The sequence below is a fragment of the Sphingomonas sp. NPDC019816 genome (assembly GCF_050274375.1).
Lineage (GTDB): Bacteria > Pseudomonadota > Alphaproteobacteria > Sphingomonadales > Sphingomonadaceae > Sphingomonas.
Map to the genome: position 1 here is coordinate 1 of NZ_JBNNOB010000034.1, position 22,640 is coordinate 22,640.

Consider the following 22,640-nt stretch of genomic DNA (forward strand, 5'->3'; position numbering starts at 1 on the left):
CTTCCTCCTCGAATTCCTTCGTGAAACGTCGCTGCTTCGTCATCGAGTTCGCCTTTCACCTCAAGGGAACTCTCCACTTTTCCGGGGCAAGTCCAGCTTTCGCCACCGACGATCGCTAGGAAGTCGAGCTCCCCGCCTTCGGGCAGACGAGTTCTCCAGATCTCGGGGACGACCAATGTATGATCTCCGTCCGAGTGGGCATAGAGCTTGTTGCGGCAGTCGAGCAGCTTCTCATGAAGCGCTTCCTCGCCCGCATCGAACTCGAAGCCCGGCTTGATCAGCTTCCAGCTAAAAGGCACCGTATGCCCTCGCGCCTGAGCAAACGGGCGGCCATAAGCGACGACCATCGTCGTTTCATAACAGCGGAACCGCCGACGATCTTCGGTTCGGTAGTCTCTTGACCAGTCGCAGTCCTCAAGCAGGAAGGTCGCTGCACTGAGCGCATGGCGGAAGTCGAGAGCACTCATCATGAGCCGCAAGAGTTGCTGGCTCATGTTGGTTGCCACGACATCCATCGTGGAATTCATAGGTCAGCGCCCATAAAAGTCGCGTTCCAACGACTGGGTAACGTTGTCGAGCATCGTGCTCGCCCAATCACCAAGGATTCGGTCTTCGGCCCATGTGGCAAGCGGCGCGGTGAAGCTCGTCAAATGCGGGTTGAGCGACCCTCCCCATGAGCTTGGGTAAATGCGAAAGCGCAGCGCGTCCCGGAACCGCTTTGAACGGCCGTAGCGCTTGGCGAGCGTCCGGAGCGCCGGATGCCAGCTAAAGGCACCTTCCTTCTCCTCGAGGATTGGGAAGAACGAGACCAGGAATGCGATCCTGCTATCCGGATCACCCGCGACCCAGTTGAGCATCATCTTCAGCGGAACATCGAAGAGGGCACCCGGCCCGGTCCGCGAGACGTCGTAGGCAAAGCGCTTCGTTGCCGACGTCACATCGGCCAACCGCTCACGCTCCACTCGCGTGGCGATTTCATAGAAGCTGGCAAAGACCGACCAGACTTCAGCAGGCGCGCGCCTCACGACAACTGCCAAGCCCACGCGCATCGGATCTGAGCGACCACCCCGACGTGAGCCAGACGTGCGGCACGCATCAACAACCTGCTCCGCAAAGGCCAGACCGAAATCGCTGTCGATCGCGCCAGAAGCGTCGAGCAGCTTTAGCATGCGATCGTAATTATAGTCGGCGCTAGAGGCATACCCGTCGTCGTCCCCATCAGCAATCGACGGTGAGAGGATGACGCGCTTCACAAGTTCGCCAATCTCGTCGGTGATGGCCTTCTGGCCGTGAGTCACCATCGACAGAATCTCGAGTGCTGCCCACGCACCGCCATCGTCTGCACGATCGACCAGTGCGTCGATGAAGCGGCCCAGCGCCGCAGGCGTAACCTGCTCCAAACCGCGGCCATGGGACAGAACGACACTCTGACCGGGCCTGACCTTACCCTCCCGCACCTCGTCTGCAATCGCGTCGAGCCGCTCGTCGGTGATCCGAAGCGAAGCCATGATATGGACCGGGTTCGCTGCCAGCACCTCGGACCCCCTGGCAATGGCCTCGAGCGCGGCGACATCTTCCGGCTGATCTTGCAGCCTCCGATCGAGAGCTGCGAGAAGATAGCCGACAAAGCTCGCTCCCGCCCGCGACCCACTGGCATCGAGAACCGCCACCGCCTGCTCAAAGACGCCCAGCGGATCGTCTACTGCGGCTGCAAGGGCGTGGGCAAACACCTGGGGAGTGTTCATTTCCTCGCTCGCCATGGCCCGCACAGCACGCCCCAGCAGGTCAGGATCCTGAGCAATCTCCGAGGTCAGCGATTGAACGCGCCGAGCCGAATATTCATAATCCGGGTCCGCGTGATCCTCGGCGTAACGCTTGTCTGGATCACGAAGGTCGGACATCCAGAACCGGCTGTGGAGGCGCATCAGATCAACCGGGTCGCCCGGTAGGGTCGTGTCGAAGAGCGCGCGGACGGCCACGGAGAATTCCGTCGGCTTTTCCGGCCGATCGAAATAGAGCCAGTCCCCGATGCCATTTGTCGCGCCGAACCAGTGCCCTGACACCGCGACGACGTCCTCAATGAATGCCTGAAGCGTGGGCAGAAGATCGGGCACGAGGAGGTTTCGCATATCGGAGGCGACCTGCTCCTCGATCGTGGTGCGAAGCGCAGGATCTTTACGCCAGAGATCGAGTAACCGGAGCAACGCCCAATCAAAATACGCGTTGACCGTGCTGTGGTCGTCCGGCGCCCATTCGGGCCGGTACGGCTCCGCTCCGATTTGCTCGAAATCGTCGGGGCGCGACAGATGAATCTGGATCATCGCGCTAAGCGCCACAACGCCCGCTCGGCGGATCCGGGGATCGTCCTCTTCCAAAGCCTGCTCGAGCGCGGCGCGGCGTCTGCGATCGTCGGCCTGCGTTCCAGCCAAGGCAACCTGGAAAAGCTGCCGCAATAATATCACGATCGGCAGCGAGCCTTCGTTCGGGGCGGCGGCCGCGAGCCGCAGCACCATTTGCGCTGCTGGCGCGAAGCTGTTCTGGCGGGATGCAAGAAGGCGAAGTGCCTCCACGAGCTCGTCGGTTACCGTAATGCTCGCCACTTCATCAAGCGATGGATGCCCAATGACCCGATAAAGGGCGGCCCCCATCCGGTCCGGCTCTACATGGACGAACGCGGGAAGGTAGGGGGCGATCTCGGGATTGACGATATTCGCGTCGGCGAACGAGCCGCGCAGCAGCAGGTGGATGACATCGCTCAGCGTCCGCGAACGGGCGAGATACCGCCAGCGTGCCAGCATCGCGTCTCGGTGATGCGTTTGCGCGTTGCCAAGAAAACCGATGATTGTCGACGGCCGGAGATAATCTAGCCGTCGGAGCGCAAGAAAATCAGCGATCGGCCGAGGCTTCGCGCTCATCGTCCCTTGATTGCGCGCGACAAGATGCTGTCCGGCAGCGATGACGAGATTCTCGTACATCAGCTCGCCCTTCATGTGGACGAGCGTCTCCGCGATATCATCGAAAGCATCCGGATTTTCGTCAGGCGAGAGCCGTTCGAAAAGGGAGAGGCATTCAAGTGCCCGCACGGTCTCGCGATCTGCTCCGGCCGCTAGGAGGATCTGCTGAGCCACGTCGTCCGCGGATTTCCGGATGCCCGTCTTCTCGTAGGTCTCGGTTGCAAGCACGGCGATCCGCGGGAAGCCGTCGCAAAACTCGGCAAGATAATCGAGCTCGTCGCCTTTTGCTTTTGGCAAGCCGGCTTTCAGAATGCCGCGGATCGTTGATCGATCGGCTTGCGTCGGCCGTACCATAACACAATGGTCGTCGTGATCGACACCATCGGCACCGACTGTGATGATGCGCAATCCGCTGTCCTCGGCGCGGGCGATGTCGTTGAGCCGGCGGGCTTCAGCAAGGGGGCAGCCATCCACCACCAATACGGCGACCGAGCGTTCCTTCACGATCTGGTTCGCGACCTTCCATAGGTCGTCGCCCACCTCCAGGAAGTCGCAGAATATAAAGTTCGCCGCCGTCAGACCGCCAAGCAGGCCTGTGCTGGTGCTGAGCGCATGGTAGAGCGCGCGGGTCTTGCCGATGCCTGAGGCGCCCCAGATGCGCGCGCAGGTTTGAGGGAGATCCAGCTCGTCAGCGATCCGGTCTGCGAGCTGCGTGAAGTCGATCGAGTCAGCGTCGTTGGGCCCAAGAGAGAATTTCCGCTCAGGACTGTCGATGAATGCCGGCGTAGCGATGCCAGTGCGTTTCCCCCAATGGTCGAGCGTCGAAAAGCCGGCGAGATCGATATTGGCGTTGATCTGCTTGACCCAGACGGCAACAGCGGGATGGGAGCTCGCCCAGGCGGCGAGCCTGTTACCTTCATAGACCTCGATTGCGGAGAGCAGGTCAGGATCACCGCCGGCGACGGCGATGCCCTCGCGGATCGCCTTGACCCGATCGGCTGGCTTAGGACTGACAAGGGCTTTGGCGGTGATCCCGATATAGGCTCCCCCGCGCTCGAGTGCGCCCTTTACGGCATCACTCAGTTCCTTGCCCTTGATGCGCGGCGGTTGGGTGGGCTTCGTCCAGACCTCTCGCTTCCATTGCGCGTCGCCACTGTCCTTGGCCTTGCATTGGAAGACGATGTCGCGCCCTGGGAGATAATCGGTGGAGGCGTTGCCACCTTTCCAGCTAATGCTGCCGTCCTGGCCGCCATCGGCCACGGTGATCTGCAGCGGAACTTCGACACCGCGAAGCGGGACACCGGCCTTTCGGGCTTCCGCATAGAGAAGGCGGCGCAGCAAGGCGACGAGCTGCTCGCCCGTAAAATCCTTGATCTCGTCGGGTTCGACCGTGAACATCGCTCAGCGCCGCCTAAAGCCGAAGCGCACACCTTCCCCAAGGAGGTCGAGAACGCCGTCGGCCTCCTCGCTCATCGGGTTAGGCAGAAAGTCGATGCGCGTCGATGACGGGGTCGCCGGGTCGGCAACATAGGCGACAACGTAGCGCTTTTTCGAACGCGGCTTGGCCGCCTCGCGGGCCGCACGGACCTCGGTCTCCCCCATTTCGAACCGGCAGCTGTCCCCTTGGCTCGCTTTGACCTCGATCAGCCAGGTCTTACGATCATACTCCACCTCGAAATCGTAGCCGAGGCTGTCGGACGCGATCGCGCCGATCTGGAGCGTCGCATTCTTCGATACCCATGCCTTATCGATGTCCTGCGTGCGCAAGCGATCCTTCAGCCAGTGATAAACGACAAGCTCACCGAGCCTGCCGATCATATCCTTCTTCTCCTGCGGCATCCGGGACGGCGCATCCGAATTGCGAGGCACAATCGGCGGATTTCGATGACCGGGCTGCCGGGCCTTCACCTCCGCAAGGCTGGCCATGGTACCAAGCCGGGCGGATTTGACGGAACGGGAGAGATTATCGCCGATTTCCGCCGATATCGCGCTCCAGTCACAATTCTGGGGATCCTCGTCACGGCCATTGAAGCGAACCGACCTGGCCTGTGCTGCGCGAGCGTCGGCTTCGCGCCTCGATGCCTCTCGAGCTGCGGCAATCTCGGACTCGGGAATGCCCAACGTCTCGCGGTCGAGCGATGCCACCATTCCGTTGGGCCAGAGCTTTAAGTCCGCGCACCACTTCAGAATGTCGTCGCTGCTGAGAAGGCGGAAGTCGCTTACGCCCGCCTTGTCCAGGGCGTTGCGCAAATGGGTCTCCGCAGAGCCGGCATCCCGCCAGGATTCGGGGAGAGCCACGCCCTTGGCGAGATGCCAGGCTCTAACCAAAGGCGTCGCGGTGGTGGCGAATTGCGCAATCGCTCGCTGATTGGCTGCGCGTACCTCGAAGACAGGCGAAAGGCCGGCATCATTCGAGCCGAGATCAGGCGCTTTTGCGCGGGTCAGCCATGCCTTAATGAAGCTCAGGAGCAGGTCATCCGGCAGGATGACGTGCTCGGTCAACCATTCCGGATCGGGCACCAGCGCGCGGAGGCCATCACGCAGAGAAGCATAATTGGGCGCGGCGCTTCCAGCGGTGAGTTCTGCTGCGACACCGTTACGTAGCGAGAGCAGGATCTCGGCTTCATGCCCGGCAATGAACTGCGAAAGCAATGTCGCGTGGAGTGCTGGGTGGGTGACGGGCTCACTGCCGGTCTCGGTGAGGCTAACGTTGAAGCGGGCGAAGTTGAACTCCTGCAGTTCCTGGAACTGATCAGTTGCGAACGCCCGACGACAATTCTCGATCACCTCCGGGATACTAAGGCCGATTTCCTCACCCAGTGGCTCAAGTTCGGAAATCAAGGCTGACATGTCCGAGCCGTAGACAAATTCCAGCGCATGAAGTCTGTCGACGGCGGCCCGCCCCCCGGCATAGTGGAACGCGGCGCGGATCCACGGCATACGTAGATCCAGCCGCTCACCCATGAGGTTTCGGGCGGACGCAGCAGCGCCATCGTCGAGCAAGAGCGTGCGGCAGAGCCTGTCGATACCCTCCTGGTCCAGATCCATGCGATCGATGGCTTCGCCCTCTTGGGCAAGGCTGTTCGCCAGCAGCCGCATGTCCGCGGCGACCACAGGGAGATCGATCGCCTCGCAGATTGCCGGAATACAGCGATCAAGCGCACCCCAGGTAATGACCGATTGGTTCAGGATGACGACGATCGGGATTCCATCCGCCCTTCGAAAATTCACGGCCGGCTTATCGGTCGCATGCGGGAAACTCGTCCCGTTGATCTCGAACTCTACGCGTCCGGCCTGCTGCACCCGCACGTTGGCAAGCGCCGCGAGCAGCGGCGACCGGTCGGCTGGCAACTGAGATGCAGCCGTTCCGCGTACGCCTTCGAGCGCGATCGCGAGCATCGGCCGCAGCCAAGGGCACAGGTCGATGGCGGTCCTGTCAGCTTCGAGCGTCTCAATGCCGGCGCCATCGACACGGACATCATATTGCAGGGCGGATAGGCGGGTGACTTTGCGACCATAAATCGCGCTCAGCAGATTGCCGATCCTTGTTCGATCGGCGCCTTTCACGTCCAGCATGGCGCCGCCCAGAGGGCCGATCAGGCTTGCGGCGATCTCATCGTCGGTGTCACGCACATATACCGGCGGCGCCCCCGTCGCACCGGGCTCCACGACCATCAACTCGCCTGCCTTTCGGACGAGAAGCGGCATTTTTGGATCAGGCGTGGCGGGAAACTGGGGCTCGACCGCGTGGCGATCCGCCGCCGATTTCCAGGTCGTGTTGTAGAGGTTCGTCAAAAACGGCTCATAGTGCCGACTGACGCTTCCCGCCCCATATTGCTGGGCCAGAAAGCGGAGCTGTGGGAATTGAGCGCCTGACTGGTTGAGGGTCCTAAGAAGCGAGAATTTCTTCAGCCTTTGGGCCGCCTCGGGTGGAGCACGATCTAGCGTTCGCGCCGTCCGGGCGGTCAGTTGCCGCAGATAATACGGGTATCGCTCGATACCGTTCGACACCCAGACTTCCGAAGGGCGGTAATGCCCTCGGCGGCCGCCATCGGCCGACGGTTCCTCGGCAGGCATCCACTCGGCGCTACGCAGAAAGGCACCAGCTGGCGTCGACCATTCTCGGGAATCCGAGGTGTAGTAGGTGTGATGCACGTTTGTGACGAGTTGATCCGTTGGAACGGCGGCGGCCCATTCGATGACCAGTCCAGCATACAGTTCGCGGCATTCCGGAGAAAAGCGCTGATGATCGTTCTGCCCCGGCAGGCACCAGATCTTGGTCGAGAACCGATGCTGCGTGTTATAGGAGAAGTTCAGCGCGTGGGACTTGTGGACCTTCAAGTCGCGCCGCCACTCTTCAATGGCCGCATCGCTCAGACCGATCTTGCGTGCAAACTCAAAGCTTTTGATCTGGCCTGCGGTGGCTGTGTCCATGCCTTCACGCGCGAAGCTCTGCAGCCCGCGGCGCACACCGAGCGCGGAGAGGAACCGCGTCCATTGGCCGATGCGCGTGCCCTTGAACGCCCGGTGCCCGGTCGGCGCGAGGCGCTTCCCTTTGAACGTGATGAGGTCCGGCACATCGTTCGGCGCACTCGACAGAAACTCGCCGAGCCGGCGTCCGAGCGTATCCTCGGGCCACGTTTCGGAAAAAATCGCATCCGATGCCGCGATCAGGTCGTTGTTTATCGTCGGGACGAGCAGGCGATAGCGCTTGTCGATCGTGATCGATCGACCCAGTTCTTCTGTTCGTCGCCAGATCGAAAAGGCCCATCGCAGGCCCGCGATCGCCTGTTCGATCGTCGGATCAGCCTGGACGACCTGCGCAATCCGGGTGAGCACCGCATCGCCGTCGTAAGCCGAAACGAGGCCAGCCTCGAGATATTCCCGGGTCTTTCGCAACTCGCCATGCCAAGGAAGCGCGTTCGACGCGAACGCGAAATAGCGTTCTAGCTGGGTCGGTACGCTTAGGAGTTCTGCGGGCTCACCCTCTTCTCCCGCGGGCCGAGGCGCAGGCGGAAAGAACAGAGAGGGTGCGATTGGCTCGCCCCGCTTTCGCCGACGACGTGGCCGCGTCTCGATCACATCGTCATCCGCATCGGTCGCCTTGCCATCGGCGCGCACCGTGCCATCGTCGCAAAGAATGATTGGAAGCCCAGTCAGCGCGACCGCCTGATCGACGAAGGCCGGCAAATCCCGGTAGAATGCGGTCCATGGTGCAACGGCCGGACGAGGGCGCGCCTTCAAAGTGCCGGCGATACTTGCCGCGATGCGGCCTTTCTCGCCATTGCTCATGGCCTCCCGGAACGTGCCCAGCGCGTGCTCCTTGAGAAACTCGACAAGGCGCGAGATCCGCGACGCACGCAGGCCCGGCCAAATCAATGCGACGCCTGCTGCGGCTGAATGTCGCGACACAACCGCTACCGAAAATGTGTCGGACTCCGGGAAACGTGCTCGCGCGGCATTCGGGTGGCGCCAGACCATCCGCTGCGGCTCCTTGGCAGTCGGAGCGACGCAGGGGATCACACCCGACTGAATGAACTCAACCTCGGTCAACTCGGCAATCTGCTGCGCGACCAAAAGCGATAGACCCAGGCGCGGCGTGCCCTTGCCAACCACGAGGCTGTCCGGATCGGTCCAGGTCAACAGATCGACCGCAACGCGCCCGCGCTCTTCAGCTGGAAACAAGCAGTTCTGCGCGTAGGTCTCGTCCAACGGAAATGTCGTCAGCCAAAACAGGCTTCGGGCGGCGAGCCCGGCACCTTCACCAAGCAAAAGCCGATTGAGCGCGACACTCGCATCCAGCGCTTTGCGGTTAGAGGTTGGAAAAAAGCTTCCGTGAAGGTGCGCCGGCAGCGGCGCGGCAGCGCCCTCCCCCATCGGGAGATAGGTGTAGAGGCGCGGCGCGGTGATGTCGGCGTCCAGGCGGAGCGCAAGCGCAACCTCGCCCGTCCCCGACCAGCTATCCCAGGATCCGTGAAGCTGGGTTGTCTCGATGCCGTGGCGGATCGCCTCCAGCATTTTCTCTTCCGCTACCGCCGCTCGCAGTACCAACCAGCGAGAGCTCTCGAGCGTGACGATCGTCGCTGCCACTGGGGCGCCGGGAAGGCCTGCTTCCGTCCGTGACAGGGACCTACCGTGCGCCTCACCGCCGTCTCGATCGACGATCCGGGCGGTCAACTTGCTAAGGTGTGCCAGGAACAAAAGCAGAGGCGCGCTATCGTCGTTGAGCTGCTGGATTTCCGCAAACGCATCATCGTGCGCGGCGGCGTCGCGCAGCGGCAGCCGAATGACGGATGCGAAGCCCTTGCGCGCGAAGTCGCGGACGGTGTCGTTTTGATCCTTCAGGACCTGTGGAAGGAAGAAGATCGGCAGCGCGGTTCTGGCGAGTTCGGCGAGATGGGGATCGGCGAGCAATCCCTCGAACGCATCCGGGCGCGCGAACGTGAAGCAGAAGCCATCAAAACGAGGGAGCGGGCCGCCCTCCTCTCGCCGAGAGTAAACCTCCGGCGCGTCGCAGACGTGGCTCACGCTGCGAAAGCCCAGCCCCTTGTTGCCGATCGCCTCCCCCGGCGGCTTGTTCGACATGGCGATTCGGGTCAGCGCCTTCAGATTGTCATGGCTGAAGGGCCGTCCCCGATTGGCGACATAAAGCGTGCCGAACTGCCCCTCGCGTTGGTCGAGAATAACCTCGACCTCACCGTCGCGCTGCTCGCTGTCGTGGGCATCGCTTCCATTCTGAATCAGTTCGATCAGGAAGCGGCCGTGATAGTCAGCTGCAACATGCTGTGTCAGGCTGCGATTCTGTGCATAGACATCGTCGAAATAATCACCGGTCTCAAGATCCACGGTGCCACGAAACGATGTGAGTTTGCCCGCCGCAAGCGCTTCGATCGCCTGTTCCGGTGTCTCTTCCACTACGCGCTCATTCGCGATCGCCGGCGCCTGTTGCAAATCCGCTTCGCTCAACGCCACCCCCTATCCGCACCCCGGTCATGCTCTTGAGCTTATGGGCTGTCCACCAATTCCCGCGGCCGAACGCCCGAATGTCGGCTCTTGTCGGAAACCGACATTCGCCGGCCGAGCCGTGAATGGCAGAAATGTCCCACGAACGACCGGCAACACACGATCAGAATACGCCATTCCAATCTAGCGCTGCCTATGGCGGCTCATGCCGAAAGCTGCCTATAAGGCTTCGAAGTGGCGGGTCGCTGCCAAGAATGCAGGCGAACTGCGTCGACCTCACTGTCGGGTGGCGGCGGTGTCGTTGCGGCAGGCGTTGATCAGCTGTTCTGACGTTGGGATCGTCGACTCGAATGCCGACGGTCCCAACCCGAGTTCATCGATTGAACCATCGTTAGCAGTGGAGGCGTCTACATGTTCGATTTCCCCGGGGAGGCTGGCGAGGCCTTGATCGATCAGGCAATGCCAAAGGCGATCCTGTTTGTCCTCGGTAGCCTGGAAAGTGCGGAAGGGCGTCGCCGTTCCATTGATTGGTTTAATAATGAGTGCTTTCGGGTGTTCCCAAAAGTGGATCAGTTACTGCTTGGCGGAGTGTTGAAAATTCTCGTTACGCAAGAGTTTGTCGTTGCTGAGGAAAACGCTTTCATTTTGACGAAGGCGGGAGAAGCTCTTTTGGACAACGTGCGAAAGGCCCGGCCAGAGATTCAGGAGCCGTCGCGCCCGAGTATTCGGTGACTCCGGGGGGAGTGGAAGCCTAGCGAAATAACGACCCGCCGAAGTTGGGTGTTATTGGGTGGAGTAGCTATCGATCAGAGTCGGTCGTTCTCTTAATCTCGGTCACCGGCCGGTGATATCGTAACCTGAGGTCCACCATTTCCATCACGACGCTTCTATCTTGAGCTTCAACCGATTCCTAAACCGATCGGCGAGGTACATATGGTCAAGCCAAGATCGAGCCGATCCTGATCGGTGCGATTACAATCCCCATCTGCCGCTCAGACGTGAAAGAATGTTCGACATGACACTTTGCATAATCTGGCGAAATAACAACACTGTGCACATGGCGGCGGACAGTCGCCTCTCATTTGGCAGCGCTCGGGCAGATATCGCCATCAAAATCAGTCGCGAGTACTACAGTATCAGGGGCGCGGATCAGGGAGCGAACCGGGGGGCGGTTATCGCAGACGGCGACGTCGCGTTCTGCTTCGCCGGGAGTGGGTCCGGATCGGTGTTTATGAAGGAATCTCTTTCGGGCATACTTGGGGAACTGCAGGCAGTCCCGGGCTGGCACGGCGTCAGCTTCGCCGATACCGCTGGCCTGATCTTTGAGGCCTACAAGATTATCACGTTGCGGCTAACTGCTGCGATTTTTGACGCCGGCTTCGTTGATCTGGTGGTTGCCGGCCTGTGCCCTGTCCAAGGCGATTATCGTACCTTCATCTGCAAGACCAAGGTTATTAAATCCGGGGAGGGCGCAACACAGGAACATACGCTCACGGAAGTCCTTTCAGATCAACCATCTCATATGTTCATCGGCAACGGCGCACCGTCGGCGCGAACAAAGGTCGACGCGCTTGGACGGTCCCCCACCTCCAGAGATCTACTGCGCATTCTCAAGGAAGTAATCGACGACCCGACCGTTCCCGGCGTTGGCGGCGCCATACAATATGGATTTTTCGACAAAACTACGTTCGCAACCCGTGGCATTCTCGAAGTGACCCCCGGTGACGATGTAGACCCTTCACAAATCCACTATTGGCGCGGCGCACTCGACCTTCGTGATCAGGCATTCGAAGACAAGTTCGGGATCAGCTATCCGATGATCGCGCTCGATGAATTTTTCCCATAATTTCCGGCGTTGCGACGTGGACGTCGCGCCCGCCGGAGTGGCTTATTCGACACGAGACCTGCGTCCAGCGAACATTTCGTCATAGGGCTGAACGAATGCGCAACAATCGTCGCTACGACCTCTCTGATCGCCTGATTCACATTTTTCGCGATCTTGATCTGAGCCACGACGACGCACCCCAGACGCCGCAATGGTGGGGTTATGGTTCGCGTGACGACGATGACAAGCTCTCGGCGCACTTCCTCCAGCGGCACGCGATCCGTCAGGGCAGGCTATGGGCAACGTGGTCCTTTCGTACCACCGGGCGAACGATATATGGGCCGCGTCCGGCGGTTTGCTTTACGGAAATGCCGATCGCAGCATTCATCGAAACAGCGCTTGCGCGGAACCTGCGGGGAGAGGCGATCAGCCCGTTCGCCATCGTGTTGCCGAAACGAGCATTATTTCAAATCGGCGCTCGACCCGTCATTTATGGTCTTACAGGGACACCACCTCCGGCAAAAGTCGAGGTAGACGGCGCGCGAATGCTCCCGGACGGCGTCTTGCCGAGGCACGAGCAGTATCGCTACGCCGCGTTCGACGGACACCAAGGCAGACCCGACTGGTCGCACGAGCGCGAGTGGCGCTGGCCCCTCCAAGGGCGAGCGTGGCGAGACCCGGACGGACTACCTCCCGCACACTCCGACGATTTGCCCGGGCTAGACCTCGATCATCCCGACATGGCTGGACTCGGCGTCATCGTAGCCAATCAGGAGCAGGCAAGGTGGGTCGTCGGGGACATCCTCACGAAGGTTGATCGCGGCGACATCGCGGCCGATCATTACGAGTTCGTCCTTGCGTACGAAACCATCTCCGATTGGCGGGAGTTGCGGGATTACGAGAAGATGCAGCGCAAGGTCGCGGAATATGCGATCGATCTCGCGCCGTTTTTCGCAATGTCCGAGAAGCGAGCACGTGCCCGTATCGCCAAGCTGGATGCGTGGTTTGTCAAGGCCCACAAGAAGGCATCTAGGAAACATTGCGGCGGCGACTTGCCGTGTGGCAAATGCTGGCTCTGGATTGGTGGCAATCAACATCCCCTCGTGCGCGCGCTCGTCGCCATGGGGCGTATCACGGTCTCGACGGACGGTTTCTATCTTATCGAGGTCTCGAGCGGCTCAGGGGATAGCTCGACGGAGCGCCAAGTCGATGCGATCGAGCGAGTTGCGCGAAAATTGCGTCGTCGCCTGGGATTGTCCGCCACCTCGTACCGCGTAGTCAGTGGCGATGACCCGGAGGGCGTTCGCTATTTCGGCGATACGCTAGATGACGACTTCATCTACAACAGCAGCGGCGTCGGGACCGGCAGCCTTGATTCTAGCGTTTTTTAGAAACCCACCACTTGGCTGGAGCGTCTGCTTTGGACGGAAGCCGTCATTCGGCCGAACAGTTGGGAACGACGGCTTCGTCCCATTTTTCATCGTTCCGCGTCCTCGATACGTCGCTTACTGGTAGCGGACCGGTTTACATAAATGAACGACCGAAGTTGGGACGCGTGCAGGGCGTCCGGAACGTCCGGTTCTGGGCCCGAGGCGTTCTGCGTCACGGATTCAATGTCGGTATCACCACGATCATTTTTGTTAGATTACTGTAATGAAGCGCTCGACTGCGTTATTCCAGTCCACCTCCGGATAGTTAATCTTTTCAATAGCATCTCGTAGCACCTGCATGTCCGCGCCGCGCCCATAGCGCGTGCTGACTGATCCATTGGCATGGCCGAACAACAGGTCGACTATTTCGGCGGGAGCCTTGCCCCGGATTGCCCGCTTGCCGGTGTGGCGGAACGAGTAGAAGACCAGTTCTGGGTCTGATAGTCCAATGCTATCCAGAAAGTCGTTCATCACCCGCGAAAGGCGCTGTGTCCGGCTGCCATATTTGTTGGTGTCCAGTTCCGGAAAAAGCCATTCGGCATTCTCATTCCTTCGCTTGGCCACCAGATCGAGGAAGCCCGCCTTTATGAGGATGGGGTGCAGTGGGATATCGCGCTTGGCACTCGCGGTCTTCATCCGCTTGGCTGGGCCTTCCTGTTCCTCGCGGACACGCAGGCGATCTGGCTCGATCGCGATGTAGGGAATGCCGTCGTAGGTCCTGACGTTACCTGGACGCAGCTTGCCCAGTTCCTCCAGCCGGCATCCGGTGAAGGGAGCCAAGAGCAAAGTCCAGGCCAGGGTGCTGGGTGCAACACCGCTCTTGTTCGGAAGCTCTGCACTGAAGATTTTGACGAGATCCTGCGGTTCGAACGGCAGGCGAGGGTCTTCGATCTCGTTTTTTGGGAGGGACTTGACAGTCTTCGCTACGTTCTCGGTTATGACTTCGAGTTCTTCGACGGCATGATCGAGCGTCACGCGGATGGCGGACAGCGCCTTGTTGACCGTTGCGGGCGCGAGTACTTTTAGCCCCTGCGCCTTGGCGAGTTCCACCTGCTCGAGCAGCGGAAGCGCGTTGATCGCCTTGCCCACACGCGACGGCAACGCCGCACAAGTCCGGCGATAGGTGCGGACCATCGACGCGGTGATGGTATCGACGGGCGGATCGTTGTGCAGGCGGGCGAACCGAGCAATCGCGGTACGCCATTCGTCGACGAGCTTGGGCTCGCGGGGCTGGGACACAGCCCAATCCTCGAAGACCTTGGTAATGGTCGGTACCGAAGCGTTCGACGAGGTTTCTGGCGACTGCAGACCTGCGGCCGCGTGATGAGTACTTGGCACCACGCCGAACGTGATGGCGGATGGCAGGATGCGCGTGCGGGCCGGATCGATCTTTGGCGTGCAGGCCTCGGAAAGCCTGTCAAGAAAGGCTTGGCCGATCGCTTCGTAGAGCGCTGGGTCGATTGGCTGGGCAATGCCGCTGTTGAACGCGATTGCGAGGATGGCCCAGTCGATCGGATCCAGCGACGGGAGAGTGGAAATCCGCCGTAGCGTTTCAAGCCAAGGCAGCGGGCTAAAGTCCGGCACTGCCTCCAGCATCGTCTTGCGGTCGCCGAAGTTTTGGAGGTCAGGCCGTTCCGGCGGGCTGCCGAAGTCATAGCGCGAACCGGGGTCATGGTCGGTTAGGCCGTGGGCGTGTTGGAAAGCACCGAATTCGAGCGACGCCAGTTTCTGCGCCATGCCTTGCAGTTGCTGGTCGCTGACGCCGTCAAGATAGGCGTCGACCATGGATCGCGCCGATCGAAGTTGCTGGCTGGCAAGGCTGCGCCGCGCTGCCGCCAGCTTCTGGTCATAAACGATGGCGTGCGGGTGGTAGCGCTGACGAGCTTCATCCGGATCGCGCGTATCGAGGGTCCGCTTGTACTCGCGCGACGCGCCGTCAAAGAACGGCCGAAGCGCCTCAGGAATGACCCGACGGAAATAGAAAATGCCAGTGCGAGGATCTTTGAACGGAGCAGCCATGCGGATCACTTTGTACGCATCCTTTGTACACAAGGATGGGTGAAGCGTCCATGAAGACCATCAAAACCGCGCAAATCCGCCATTCTGGCGGGTGCTGGTGACCCCTACGGGACTCGAACCCGTGTTTTCGCCGTGAGAGGGCGACGTCCTAGACCGCTAGACGAAGGGGCCGTTTGCGGTGGAGGGGCGCTGTTAGCGGGGGTGGGGGAGGGCGTCAAGCGCTCTCCGCCAGGAAATATCATAAATGTGAAAAGAGCGGGGGGCTGCGATTGCCCCCCGCTCCCTTTTCTCGATCAGGCGGCCGCCTTGCGGCGTTCGGCCATCTCCTCGTTGAGCATCTCGGCCAGCAGAAACGCCAGTTCCAGGCTCTGGCCCGCATTGAGGCGCGGGTCGCAATGCGTGTGGTAGCGATCGGCCAGCGACTGCTCGGTCACGTCGATCGCGCCGCCGGTGCACTCGGTGACGTTCTGGCCGGTCATTTCGGCATGGATGCCGCCGGCATGGGTGCCCTCGGCACGATGGACGGCGAAGAAGCCGCGTACTTCGGCCAGGATGCGGTCGAAGGGGCGGGTCTTGTAGCCGGTCGCCGCCTTGATCGTGTTGCCGTGCATCGGGTCGCAGGACCAAACCACCGGATGGCCTTCGCGCGTGACGGCGCGGACCAGCTTGGGCAGATGCGCCTCGATCTTGTCATGGCCATAGCGGGTGATGAGCGTCATGCGGCCGGGTACGCGGCCGGGGTTGAGCGTGTCGAGCATGCGCAGCAGCGCCTCGGGCTCCAGGCTCGGCCCGCACTTCACGCCGATCGGGTTGCCGATGCCGCGCAGGAACTCGACATGCGCCGAGCCTTCGAAGCGAGTGCGGTCGCCGATCCACAGGAAATGCGCCGAGGTGTCGTACCAGTCGCCGGTCAGCGAGTCCTGCCGCGTCAGCGCCTGCTCATAGGGGAGCAGCAGCGCCTCATGGCTGGTGTAGAAGCTGGTCTGCGCCAGCTGCGGGACGGAGGCGGGGTCGATGCCGCATGCCGCCATGAAGTCCAGCGCCTCGCCGATCCGGTCGGCCATCTCGCTATATTTACGCGCCCAGGGGCTGCGGCCCATGAAGTCGTGGGTCCAGCGATGCACCTGATGCAGGTTCGCATACCCCCCTTGCGCGAAGGCGCGCAGCAGGTTCAGCGTCGTCGCGGACTGGGCATAGGAGCGCAGCATGCGCTGCGGATCGGGGATGCGTGCTTCGGGCGTGAAGGCGATGTCATTGATATTGTCGCCGCGATAGCTGGGCAGTTCGACGCCATCCACGACCTCTGTATTGGCCGAGCGCGGCTTGGCGAACTGACCGGCCATGCGGCCCAGCTTCACCACCGGCAGCTTCGAGGCGAAGGTCAAGACCACCGCCATCTGCAGGATGACGCGGAAGGTGTCGCGGATATTGTTGGCGCTATGCTCGGCAAAGCTCTCGGCACAGTCGCCGCCCTGGAGCAGGAAACCGCGGCCGGCGGCCACTTCGGCCAACTCGGCGGTCAGGCTGCGCGCCTCGCCCGCAAAGACCAGCGGCGGATAGCTCGACAGCGTACGCGTCGCGGCGTCGAGCGCCTGGGCGTCGGGATATTCGGGGAGCTGCCGGGCTTCGGCGCTCGTCCAGCTGTCGGGGGCCCAGTTCGCGGCCATGATCGTCCTGCTCTCTTGTCTACTGCGGGTGAAAATAGCGCCATGCGCCGATTTGACGCCATGCGCAATGAAGTTGGCGTTTGACCCCCTGAAGTCGCGCCGTTTGTTGCGCGTGATACGAGTTTGCGCCGAGCCGTTGCGGCGTGCGGCGACCGGCTTTGCGGAGGACGCCCGGAACGGGTAGCAACGCGGCGATGTCGCGTCCCTTCCTCCGTCCGTCGGCGATGATCGCCCTGTCCGCCGTCTGGCTCGCCGCGCCGATCCAGGCGCCGGCCACCGCCGCCGCTCCGACGATGACGGTCTCCGCCGCTGCCGCCCCGGTGGCAGAGACGGACGATGCGGCGCTGTTCCAGGCGATGCGCGACGCCGACCTGCGGCTGGCGACGATCGCGTGGCGGCTGGCGACGGCCAATGCGCCTTTGTGCCGCGACACGGCGCCGACGCCCGGCATCGTCGTCCATGCGATCGACCAATATGATCCGGGCGTGCGCAAGTCGTTGCCCGCGCTCTTCGGATTCGAGGGGCCGGTCGCGGTCGAGGCGGTGGTGCCGGGCAGCGCGGCGGCGAAGGCGGGAGTAGCGGCGAACGACACGATCGAGGCGGTGAACGGGCGTCCGTTCAGCGTGCGACCGGCGGGGCGGGACCGGGCGGACACGGCGACGCGCGATGCGGCGCAACGCCAGATCGCGGCCGAGCCGGCGGACCGTCCCCTGCGGCTGACCCTGTTGCGCGACGGGCATCGGCGCGAGGTGATGGTGGCGGCCCAGCCGGGATGCCGCTCGCGCTTCGAGATGCTGATGGGGCCGGGGCTGACCGCCTCGGCGGATGGCGACATCGTCCAGATCGGATCGCGCTTTTTCGAACGCTTCGACGACCGGATGATCGCGGTGGTGGTCGCCCACGAGTTTTCGCACAATATCCTTCACCACCGTGATCGGCTGGATGCCGCCGGGGTCAAGCGGGGGCTGTTGTCCGAATTCGGGCGCAATGGCCGCCTGTTCCGCCAGACCGAGACCGAGGCGGATCTGCTGGGCGTCCATCTGATGCGCAACGCCGGTTTCGATCCGCAGGATGCCGTGCGCTTCTGGCGCGAACATGGCGGCGAGGTCGATGGCGGCATCTTCCGCAGCCGGACGCATCCGTCCTCCTCGGCGCGGGCCGACGCCGTCGCGGCCGAGATCGCCGCCATTCCCCCCGATGCGCCCATGCCCGATCACCCCGCGCTGATCGATGCGGCCGCGACGCCCCTGCGATGACGTTAAGTGGCCGGAATGGCTCTTTAACCTTCCGTTGGCGGTTCGCCGATTAAAGAACGGCATGAACCGGGGCGCTGGGCCTCCGGCGGTCCGGGAGGCCCCATGCTGTCATCATTGCCGATACCCAAGAAGATCGGATTCGCCTTCGCGCTCGTACTCGTCTCGGCGCTGGCGATGATGGCGGTGCTATGGTGGGCGCTGGCGCGGATCGACAGCACGACCATCGCCAATGGGCGCGCGCAGGAGATCTATGCCGCCTCGCTGGAGATGGAGGGCGGTGTCCAGCGCGAGAACAGCCAGATGCGCGGCTTCCTGATCACCACCGACGAAGCGTATCTCAAACAATATTTCGAATCGCGTAAGACCGAGACCGAAGCGGCGGCCAAGCTGGACAGCTTGCTGTCCGACGATCCCCAGGCCCAGGCCGCCGTCGCGGCATCGCATGCGCGGATGAACGAATGGCGTCGAACGGTCGGCGATCCGATGATCGAGCTTGCCCGGTCGGATCGATTCGCCGCGCAGGCCTGGGTTCGCGCCAATGCCGCGAAGGTGCGAGTGACGGTCATCCTGCAACCGCTGCGCGATCTGCGCGCGCGGACGGTCGCGGGGATGAATGCCAGTCGTGCGCTGCGCAAGACGGCGGTGGCGCTGGGCAAGTGGAGCCTGGGTATTGGTGGTATCGCGGTGCTGGGCATCGCGCTCGCCATGTCGATCCTTCTGGCGCGCATCCTGGGGCGGCCCATCGTGGCGCTGACCGGGGTGATGGATGCATTGGCGCGCGGTTGCAACGATGTGGACGTGCCCGATGCCGAACGCGGCGACGAACTGGGCAGCATGTCGCGGGCGGTCGTCGTGTTCCGTGACGCCGCCGTCGCCAAGGCCAAGGCCGATGCCGAGCAGCAACAGGTGGTCGAGCGCATCGGCGACGCGCTGGGCCAGCTCGCCAATTCCGACCTGACGCCCAAGCTTTCGGGCTTTCCGGCTTCCTATGCGGCGATCGAGCGCGATTTCAACGGCGCGGTGTCGCGCCTGTCGGCGGCGCTGGCGGCGGTGCGCACCAATGCCACCGGCATCGCCAGCGGTGCGGTCGAGATGAACCAGGCCGCCGATGACCTGGCCCGCCGCGCCGAGCAGCAGGCAGCGAGCATTGAGGAAACATCGGCCGCGATGAGCGAGATCGCCCAGTCGGTCACCGCCGCCGCCACCAAGGCGAAATCGGCCGAGTCGATCGTGCGCAAGGCCAGCGGCGACGTCACCACCAGCGAGGATGTCGTGCGGCGCACCGTCGCCGCGATCGGTGACATCGAACGCTCGTCGAACGAAATCGCCGAGATCATCGCGGTGATCGACGGCCTGTCGTTCCAGACCAATCTGCTGGCGCTCAATGCCGGCGTCGAGGCGGCGCGCGCGGGCGATGCGGGCAAGGGCTTCGCGGTGGTCGCCTCCGAAGTGCGGGCGCTCGCCGAGCGCTCGGCCGAGGCGGCGCGCGACATCAGCGCACGGATCACCACCACGGTCGAACGGGTGCGCAGCGGTGTCGAGCTGGCCAACCGCACCGACGAATCGCTGCGTCTGATCGCGACGGGGATGCAGGAGATTTCGGGGCTTATCACCGCGATCGCGGGCGATGCCTCGGAACAGGCGACGGGTATTCATCAGGTCAATCTGGCCATCACCGACATGGACGGGGTGACCCAGGCCAATGCCGCGATGGTCGAGGAGGTGACGGCGGCGGTCCGGGCGCTGTCGGCCGAGACCCGTTCGCTGGAGGATCAGATCGGCCGTTTCCGTATCGACGGAACCCATGCCGGCCACGCCACGCCGGCCGTCGCTTCGCCACGCGCGGCTCCGGCCTCGTTGCCGGCACCGATGCGACGCGCGGCACCCATGTCGCAGGGCAATCTGGCGCTGAAGCACGACGAGGACGACTGGAGCAGCTTCTGACGGTGACCATCGCACATGCCGCCTGACCGGCCGCCCGTGATCGGACAGGGCGGTCGGGCGGGGGCGTGGCAGCCGGCGGGGCGGGGATTGTATGTCCGGTTCGCGCACGGCAAGGGGCGGGGATGGATATCCCCGCACGCTATGCCCAGTTCATCCAATGGATCGGCGATGGGACCGGCATGGCCGACAGCCTGCTGCACGTTCACGCCGGCATGGCCGTCCTGTTCCTCGCCCGCATCCTGACCCGCAAGTCGCTGGCGACGCCGATCCCGCTGGCCTGCGTCGCGCTGGCGGAGGCGGCCAACGAAATCCTCGATCGCCTCCATTACGGATCCTGGCGCTGGGCGGATACGCTCGGCGACATCGCCAACACCATGTTCTGGCCGACGGTCCTGTTCATCGGCCTGCGGATGCGTTCCCCGCGCAGCCGCCGCTGAGGCAGCAGCCGGCCTTAGCTCGCGGCGATGATCGGCTTCCAGTCCCAGCCGAGCGGATCGCCGTCCATCACCTCGACCCCGGCGGCCAGCAGCGAGTCGCGAATCGCATCCGACCGGGCGAAGTCCTTGTCGGCCCGCGCCGCGCGGCGTTCGGCCAGTTGCGCCTCGATCGCGGGTTCGTCCAGGCTGGCGGTCGCCGGCCGGGTGCGCAGATCGGCGCGGGTCAGCGTCGTCAGTTGCAGCCCCAGCACCGCGTCGAAGTCGGCCAACGCTTCCAACCGGATGCTGGGCGACAGCTTCTTGTCGCCCAGCATCTCGTCCAGCACCGGAAGCGCGCGCGGGGTGGCCAGATCGTCCGAGACGGCGGCATCGAGCCGTTCGCGATAGCCGGCGGCATCGCCCTTGACCGGCGCGTCGGCGCGGGCGCGCAGCCCCTCGACCGTCTGCACCAGCCGCTTCAGACGGACCTGCGCGGCGGCGAGACCGTCCCAGCCGAACTCCATCTCCGAGCGGTAATGCGCCTGAAGGCACATCAGGCGATATGCCAGCGGATGGAAGCCACGATCTACAAGTGCCTGCAACGTCAGGAATTCACCTGACGACTTGGACATCTTGCCGGTGCGGTCGACCAGGAAGTTGTTGTGCATCCAGACATTGGCGCCGGTTTCTGCGGTGCAGCCATGCGCCTGATTCTGCGCGATCTCATTGGGGTGGTGGATCTCGCGGTGGTCGATGCCGCCGGTATGGATGTCGAACTGTGCGCCGAGATATTGCTTGCTCATCACCGAGCATTCCAGATGCCAGCCGGGCGCACCGGGGCCCCACGGGCTGTCCCATTCCATCTGTCGATTCTCGCCGGGCGCGGATGCGCGCCAGATGGCGAAGTCGGCCGGGTGACGCTTGCCCGCGACGGGGTCGATCCGGCTTTCGCCTTCATCCTCCTGATGTCGGGCGAGGCGGCCATAATCGGGCACCGTCGTCACATCGAAATACAGGCCGTCGGGCAGGCGGTAGCAATGCTTCGCCTCGATTGCCTTGGCGAAGTCGATCATCTGCGGGACATGCTCGGTCGCCAACGGGAAGCTGGTCGGCTCGGCGATGCCCAGGTCCTTCAGATTCTTCTTGAAGGCGGTCGTGTAATGCGCGGCGATCGCCCAGATATCCTGGCCGCTCTTCTTCGCCGCAGCTTCCATCTTGTCGTCGCCGGCATCGGCGTCCGAGGTCAGGTGGCCGACATCGGTGATGTTGATGATGTGGGTCAGCGGCCAGCCCTTCCACCGCAGCACGCGCGACAGCGTATCGGTGAAGACATAAGCGCGCAGATTGCCGATATGCGCATAGTTGTAGACGGTCGGGCCGCACGAATAGACCCGGACATTGGCCGGATCGATCGGCCGGAAGGGCTCCGGCGCGCGGGTCAGGCTGTTATACAGGATCAGCGAGTGGTTCGGCAGGGATGCGGGCGCGGTCATGGGCTTTGCCTTAGCCATGTCGGGCGGCCCCTGGAAAGGGGCCCCGGTCCGGTGGGCATGCGGACCGGGGCCAAATGCGGCGACAGGGGGCGCCGCGTCGGGCCATTCACGCGTTCGGGGGAGAGCCGCGTCAAGGGCCAAACAGCGCCCGGCACGACGGGAGGCATGCCGGACGGACACGACCCTACAGACGCGTTCATCGCACGGAGATGGCGGCCGCATGAATTTTCGTGTCATCTAGCCGGCATCGATCGCGCCGCGCCCGGCCGGCCCCCTTTCGATGAAATGGCGATCCGGTCGCGAATTGGCCGGCCATGGCTTGTGTTGCCTGTCCGTGCCTGCTAGGAGCGCCCCACGATGCGGCCACAGTGTTCTGCGGCCGCTTTATCCTGTTTTGCCGGAGCAATTCGTTTTTATGCAAATCATCGTTCGCGACAATAATGTGGACCAGGCCCTCCGCGCGCTCAAGAAGAAGCTGCAGCGCGAGGGCGTGTATCGCGAAATGAAGCTCCGTCGCCACTACGAGAAGCCCTCGGAAAAGCGTGCCCGTGAGCGTGCGGCGGCCGTGCGTCGTGCCCGCAAGCTGGAGCGCAAGCGCGCCGAGCGCGACGGGGCGCGGTAATCGCCTGACGATCGCTCGGTCCATGATCGCTCCACCGCGTGTGGGGCGGTC

At 62.9% G+C, this 22,640-nt stretch carries 13 protein-coding genes and 1 tRNA gene; 7 read left to right on the top strand and 7 right to left on the bottom strand.

Annotation, left to right across the window (positions count from 1 at the left end; translation table 11 throughout):
* The 3 genes from ACQKJZ_RS07390 to ACQKJZ_RS07400 form a co-directional block, all read right to left on the bottom strand.
* On the bottom strand, positions 1-527 hold a 527-nt coding region (locus tag ACQKJZ_RS07390), incomplete at its 3' end, for a hypothetical protein (RefSeq protein ID WP_427730560.1).
* Between the two features lie 3 nt (positions 528-530).
* Positions 531-4,352, bottom strand: a complete 3,822-nt coding sequence (locus ACQKJZ_RS07395; RefSeq protein WP_427730561.1) for a hypothetical protein — start codon at positions 4,350-4,352, stop codon at positions 531-533.
* A gap of 3 nt (positions 4,353-4,355) precedes the next feature.
* Complete coding sequence (locus ACQKJZ_RS07400; protein ID WP_427730562.1) at positions 4,356-9,920, bottom strand: sacsin N-terminal ATP-binding-like domain-containing protein; 5,565 nt, start codon at positions 9,918-9,920, stop codon at positions 4,356-4,358.
* 408 nt (positions 9,921-10,328) lie between these two features.
* On the opposite strand from ACQKJZ_RS07400, the gene ACQKJZ_RS07405 reads away from it, so the two are divergent.
* From ACQKJZ_RS07405 to ACQKJZ_RS07415, 3 genes are all read left to right on the top strand, one after another.
* Positions 10,329-10,649, top strand: a complete 321-nt coding sequence (locus tag ACQKJZ_RS07405; RefSeq protein ID WP_427730563.1) for a hypothetical protein — start codon at positions 10,329-10,331, stop codon at positions 10,647-10,649.
* A 274-nt stretch (positions 10,650-10,923) separates the two neighbouring features.
* Entirely contained in the window at positions 10,924-11,763 is an 840-nt protein-coding gene (locus ACQKJZ_RS07410; RefSeq protein WP_427730564.1) for a hypothetical protein, read from the top strand.
* A gap of 95 nt (positions 11,764-11,858) precedes the next feature.
* Positions 11,859-13,133, top strand: coding sequence for a DUF4427 domain-containing protein (locus ACQKJZ_RS07415; RefSeq protein ID WP_427730565.1), 1,275 nt, complete (start codon positions 11,859-11,861; stop codon positions 13,131-13,133).
* 249 nt (positions 13,134-13,382) lie between these two features.
* Here ACQKJZ_RS07415 and ACQKJZ_RS07420 read toward each other — a convergent pair whose 3' ends face one another.
* The 3 genes from ACQKJZ_RS07420 to ACQKJZ_RS07430 all read right to left on the bottom strand — a co-directional run bounded on the left by ACQKJZ_RS07420 (position 13,383) and on the right by ACQKJZ_RS07430 (position 16,858).
* Positions 13,383-15,191, bottom strand: a complete 1,809-nt coding sequence (locus ACQKJZ_RS07420) for a DUF6538 domain-containing protein (RefSeq protein ID WP_427730574.1) — start codon at positions 15,189-15,191, stop codon at positions 13,383-13,385.
* Positions 15,192-15,286: 95 nt separating this feature from the next.
* Positions 15,287-15,362: transfer RNA gene (locus ACQKJZ_RS07425), tRNA-Glu, on the bottom strand.
* A gap of 122 nt (positions 15,363-15,484) precedes the next feature.
* A complete protein-coding gene (locus ACQKJZ_RS07430) occupies positions 15,485-16,858 on the bottom strand; it encodes a class II 3-deoxy-7-phosphoheptulonate synthase (RefSeq protein WP_312488905.1) in 1,374 nt (457 codons plus the stop codon).
* 194 nt (positions 16,859-17,052) lie between these two features.
* Between ACQKJZ_RS07430 and ACQKJZ_RS07435 the strand changes: the two genes are divergently transcribed.
* From ACQKJZ_RS07435 to ACQKJZ_RS07445, 3 genes are all read left to right on the top strand, one after another.
* A complete protein-coding gene (locus tag ACQKJZ_RS07435; protein WP_427730566.1) occupies positions 17,053-18,114 on the top strand; it encodes a M48 family metalloprotease in 1,062 nt (353 codons plus the stop codon).
* A 102-nt stretch (positions 18,115-18,216) separates the two neighbouring features.
* The gene (locus ACQKJZ_RS07440) at positions 18,217-20,058 is read left to right on the top strand and encodes a methyl-accepting chemotaxis protein (RefSeq protein WP_427730567.1); all 1,842 of its coding nucleotides are present in this window, start codon (positions 18,217-18,219) and stop codon (positions 20,056-20,058) included.
* 122 nt (positions 20,059-20,180) lie between these two features.
* On the top strand, positions 20,181-20,495 hold the full coding sequence (locus tag ACQKJZ_RS07445) for a hypothetical protein (protein ID WP_312488902.1): 315 nt from the start codon (positions 20,181-20,183) through the stop codon (positions 20,493-20,495).
* A 14-nt stretch (positions 20,496-20,509) separates the two neighbouring features.
* Here the strand turns inward: ACQKJZ_RS07445 and cysS are convergent, their stop codons facing one another.
* Entirely contained in the window at positions 20,510-21,967 is a 1,458-nt protein-coding gene (cysS, locus tag ACQKJZ_RS07450; protein ID WP_427730568.1) for a cysteine--tRNA ligase, read from the bottom strand.
* 415 nt (positions 21,968-22,382) lie between these two features.
* On the opposite strand from cysS, the gene rpsU reads away from it, so the two are divergent.
* A complete protein-coding gene (gene rpsU, locus ACQKJZ_RS07455; RefSeq protein ID WP_007404630.1) occupies positions 22,383-22,589 on the top strand; it encodes a 30S ribosomal protein S21 in 207 nt (68 codons plus the stop codon).
* The last annotated feature ends 51 nt before the right edge of the window (positions 22,590-22,640 follow it).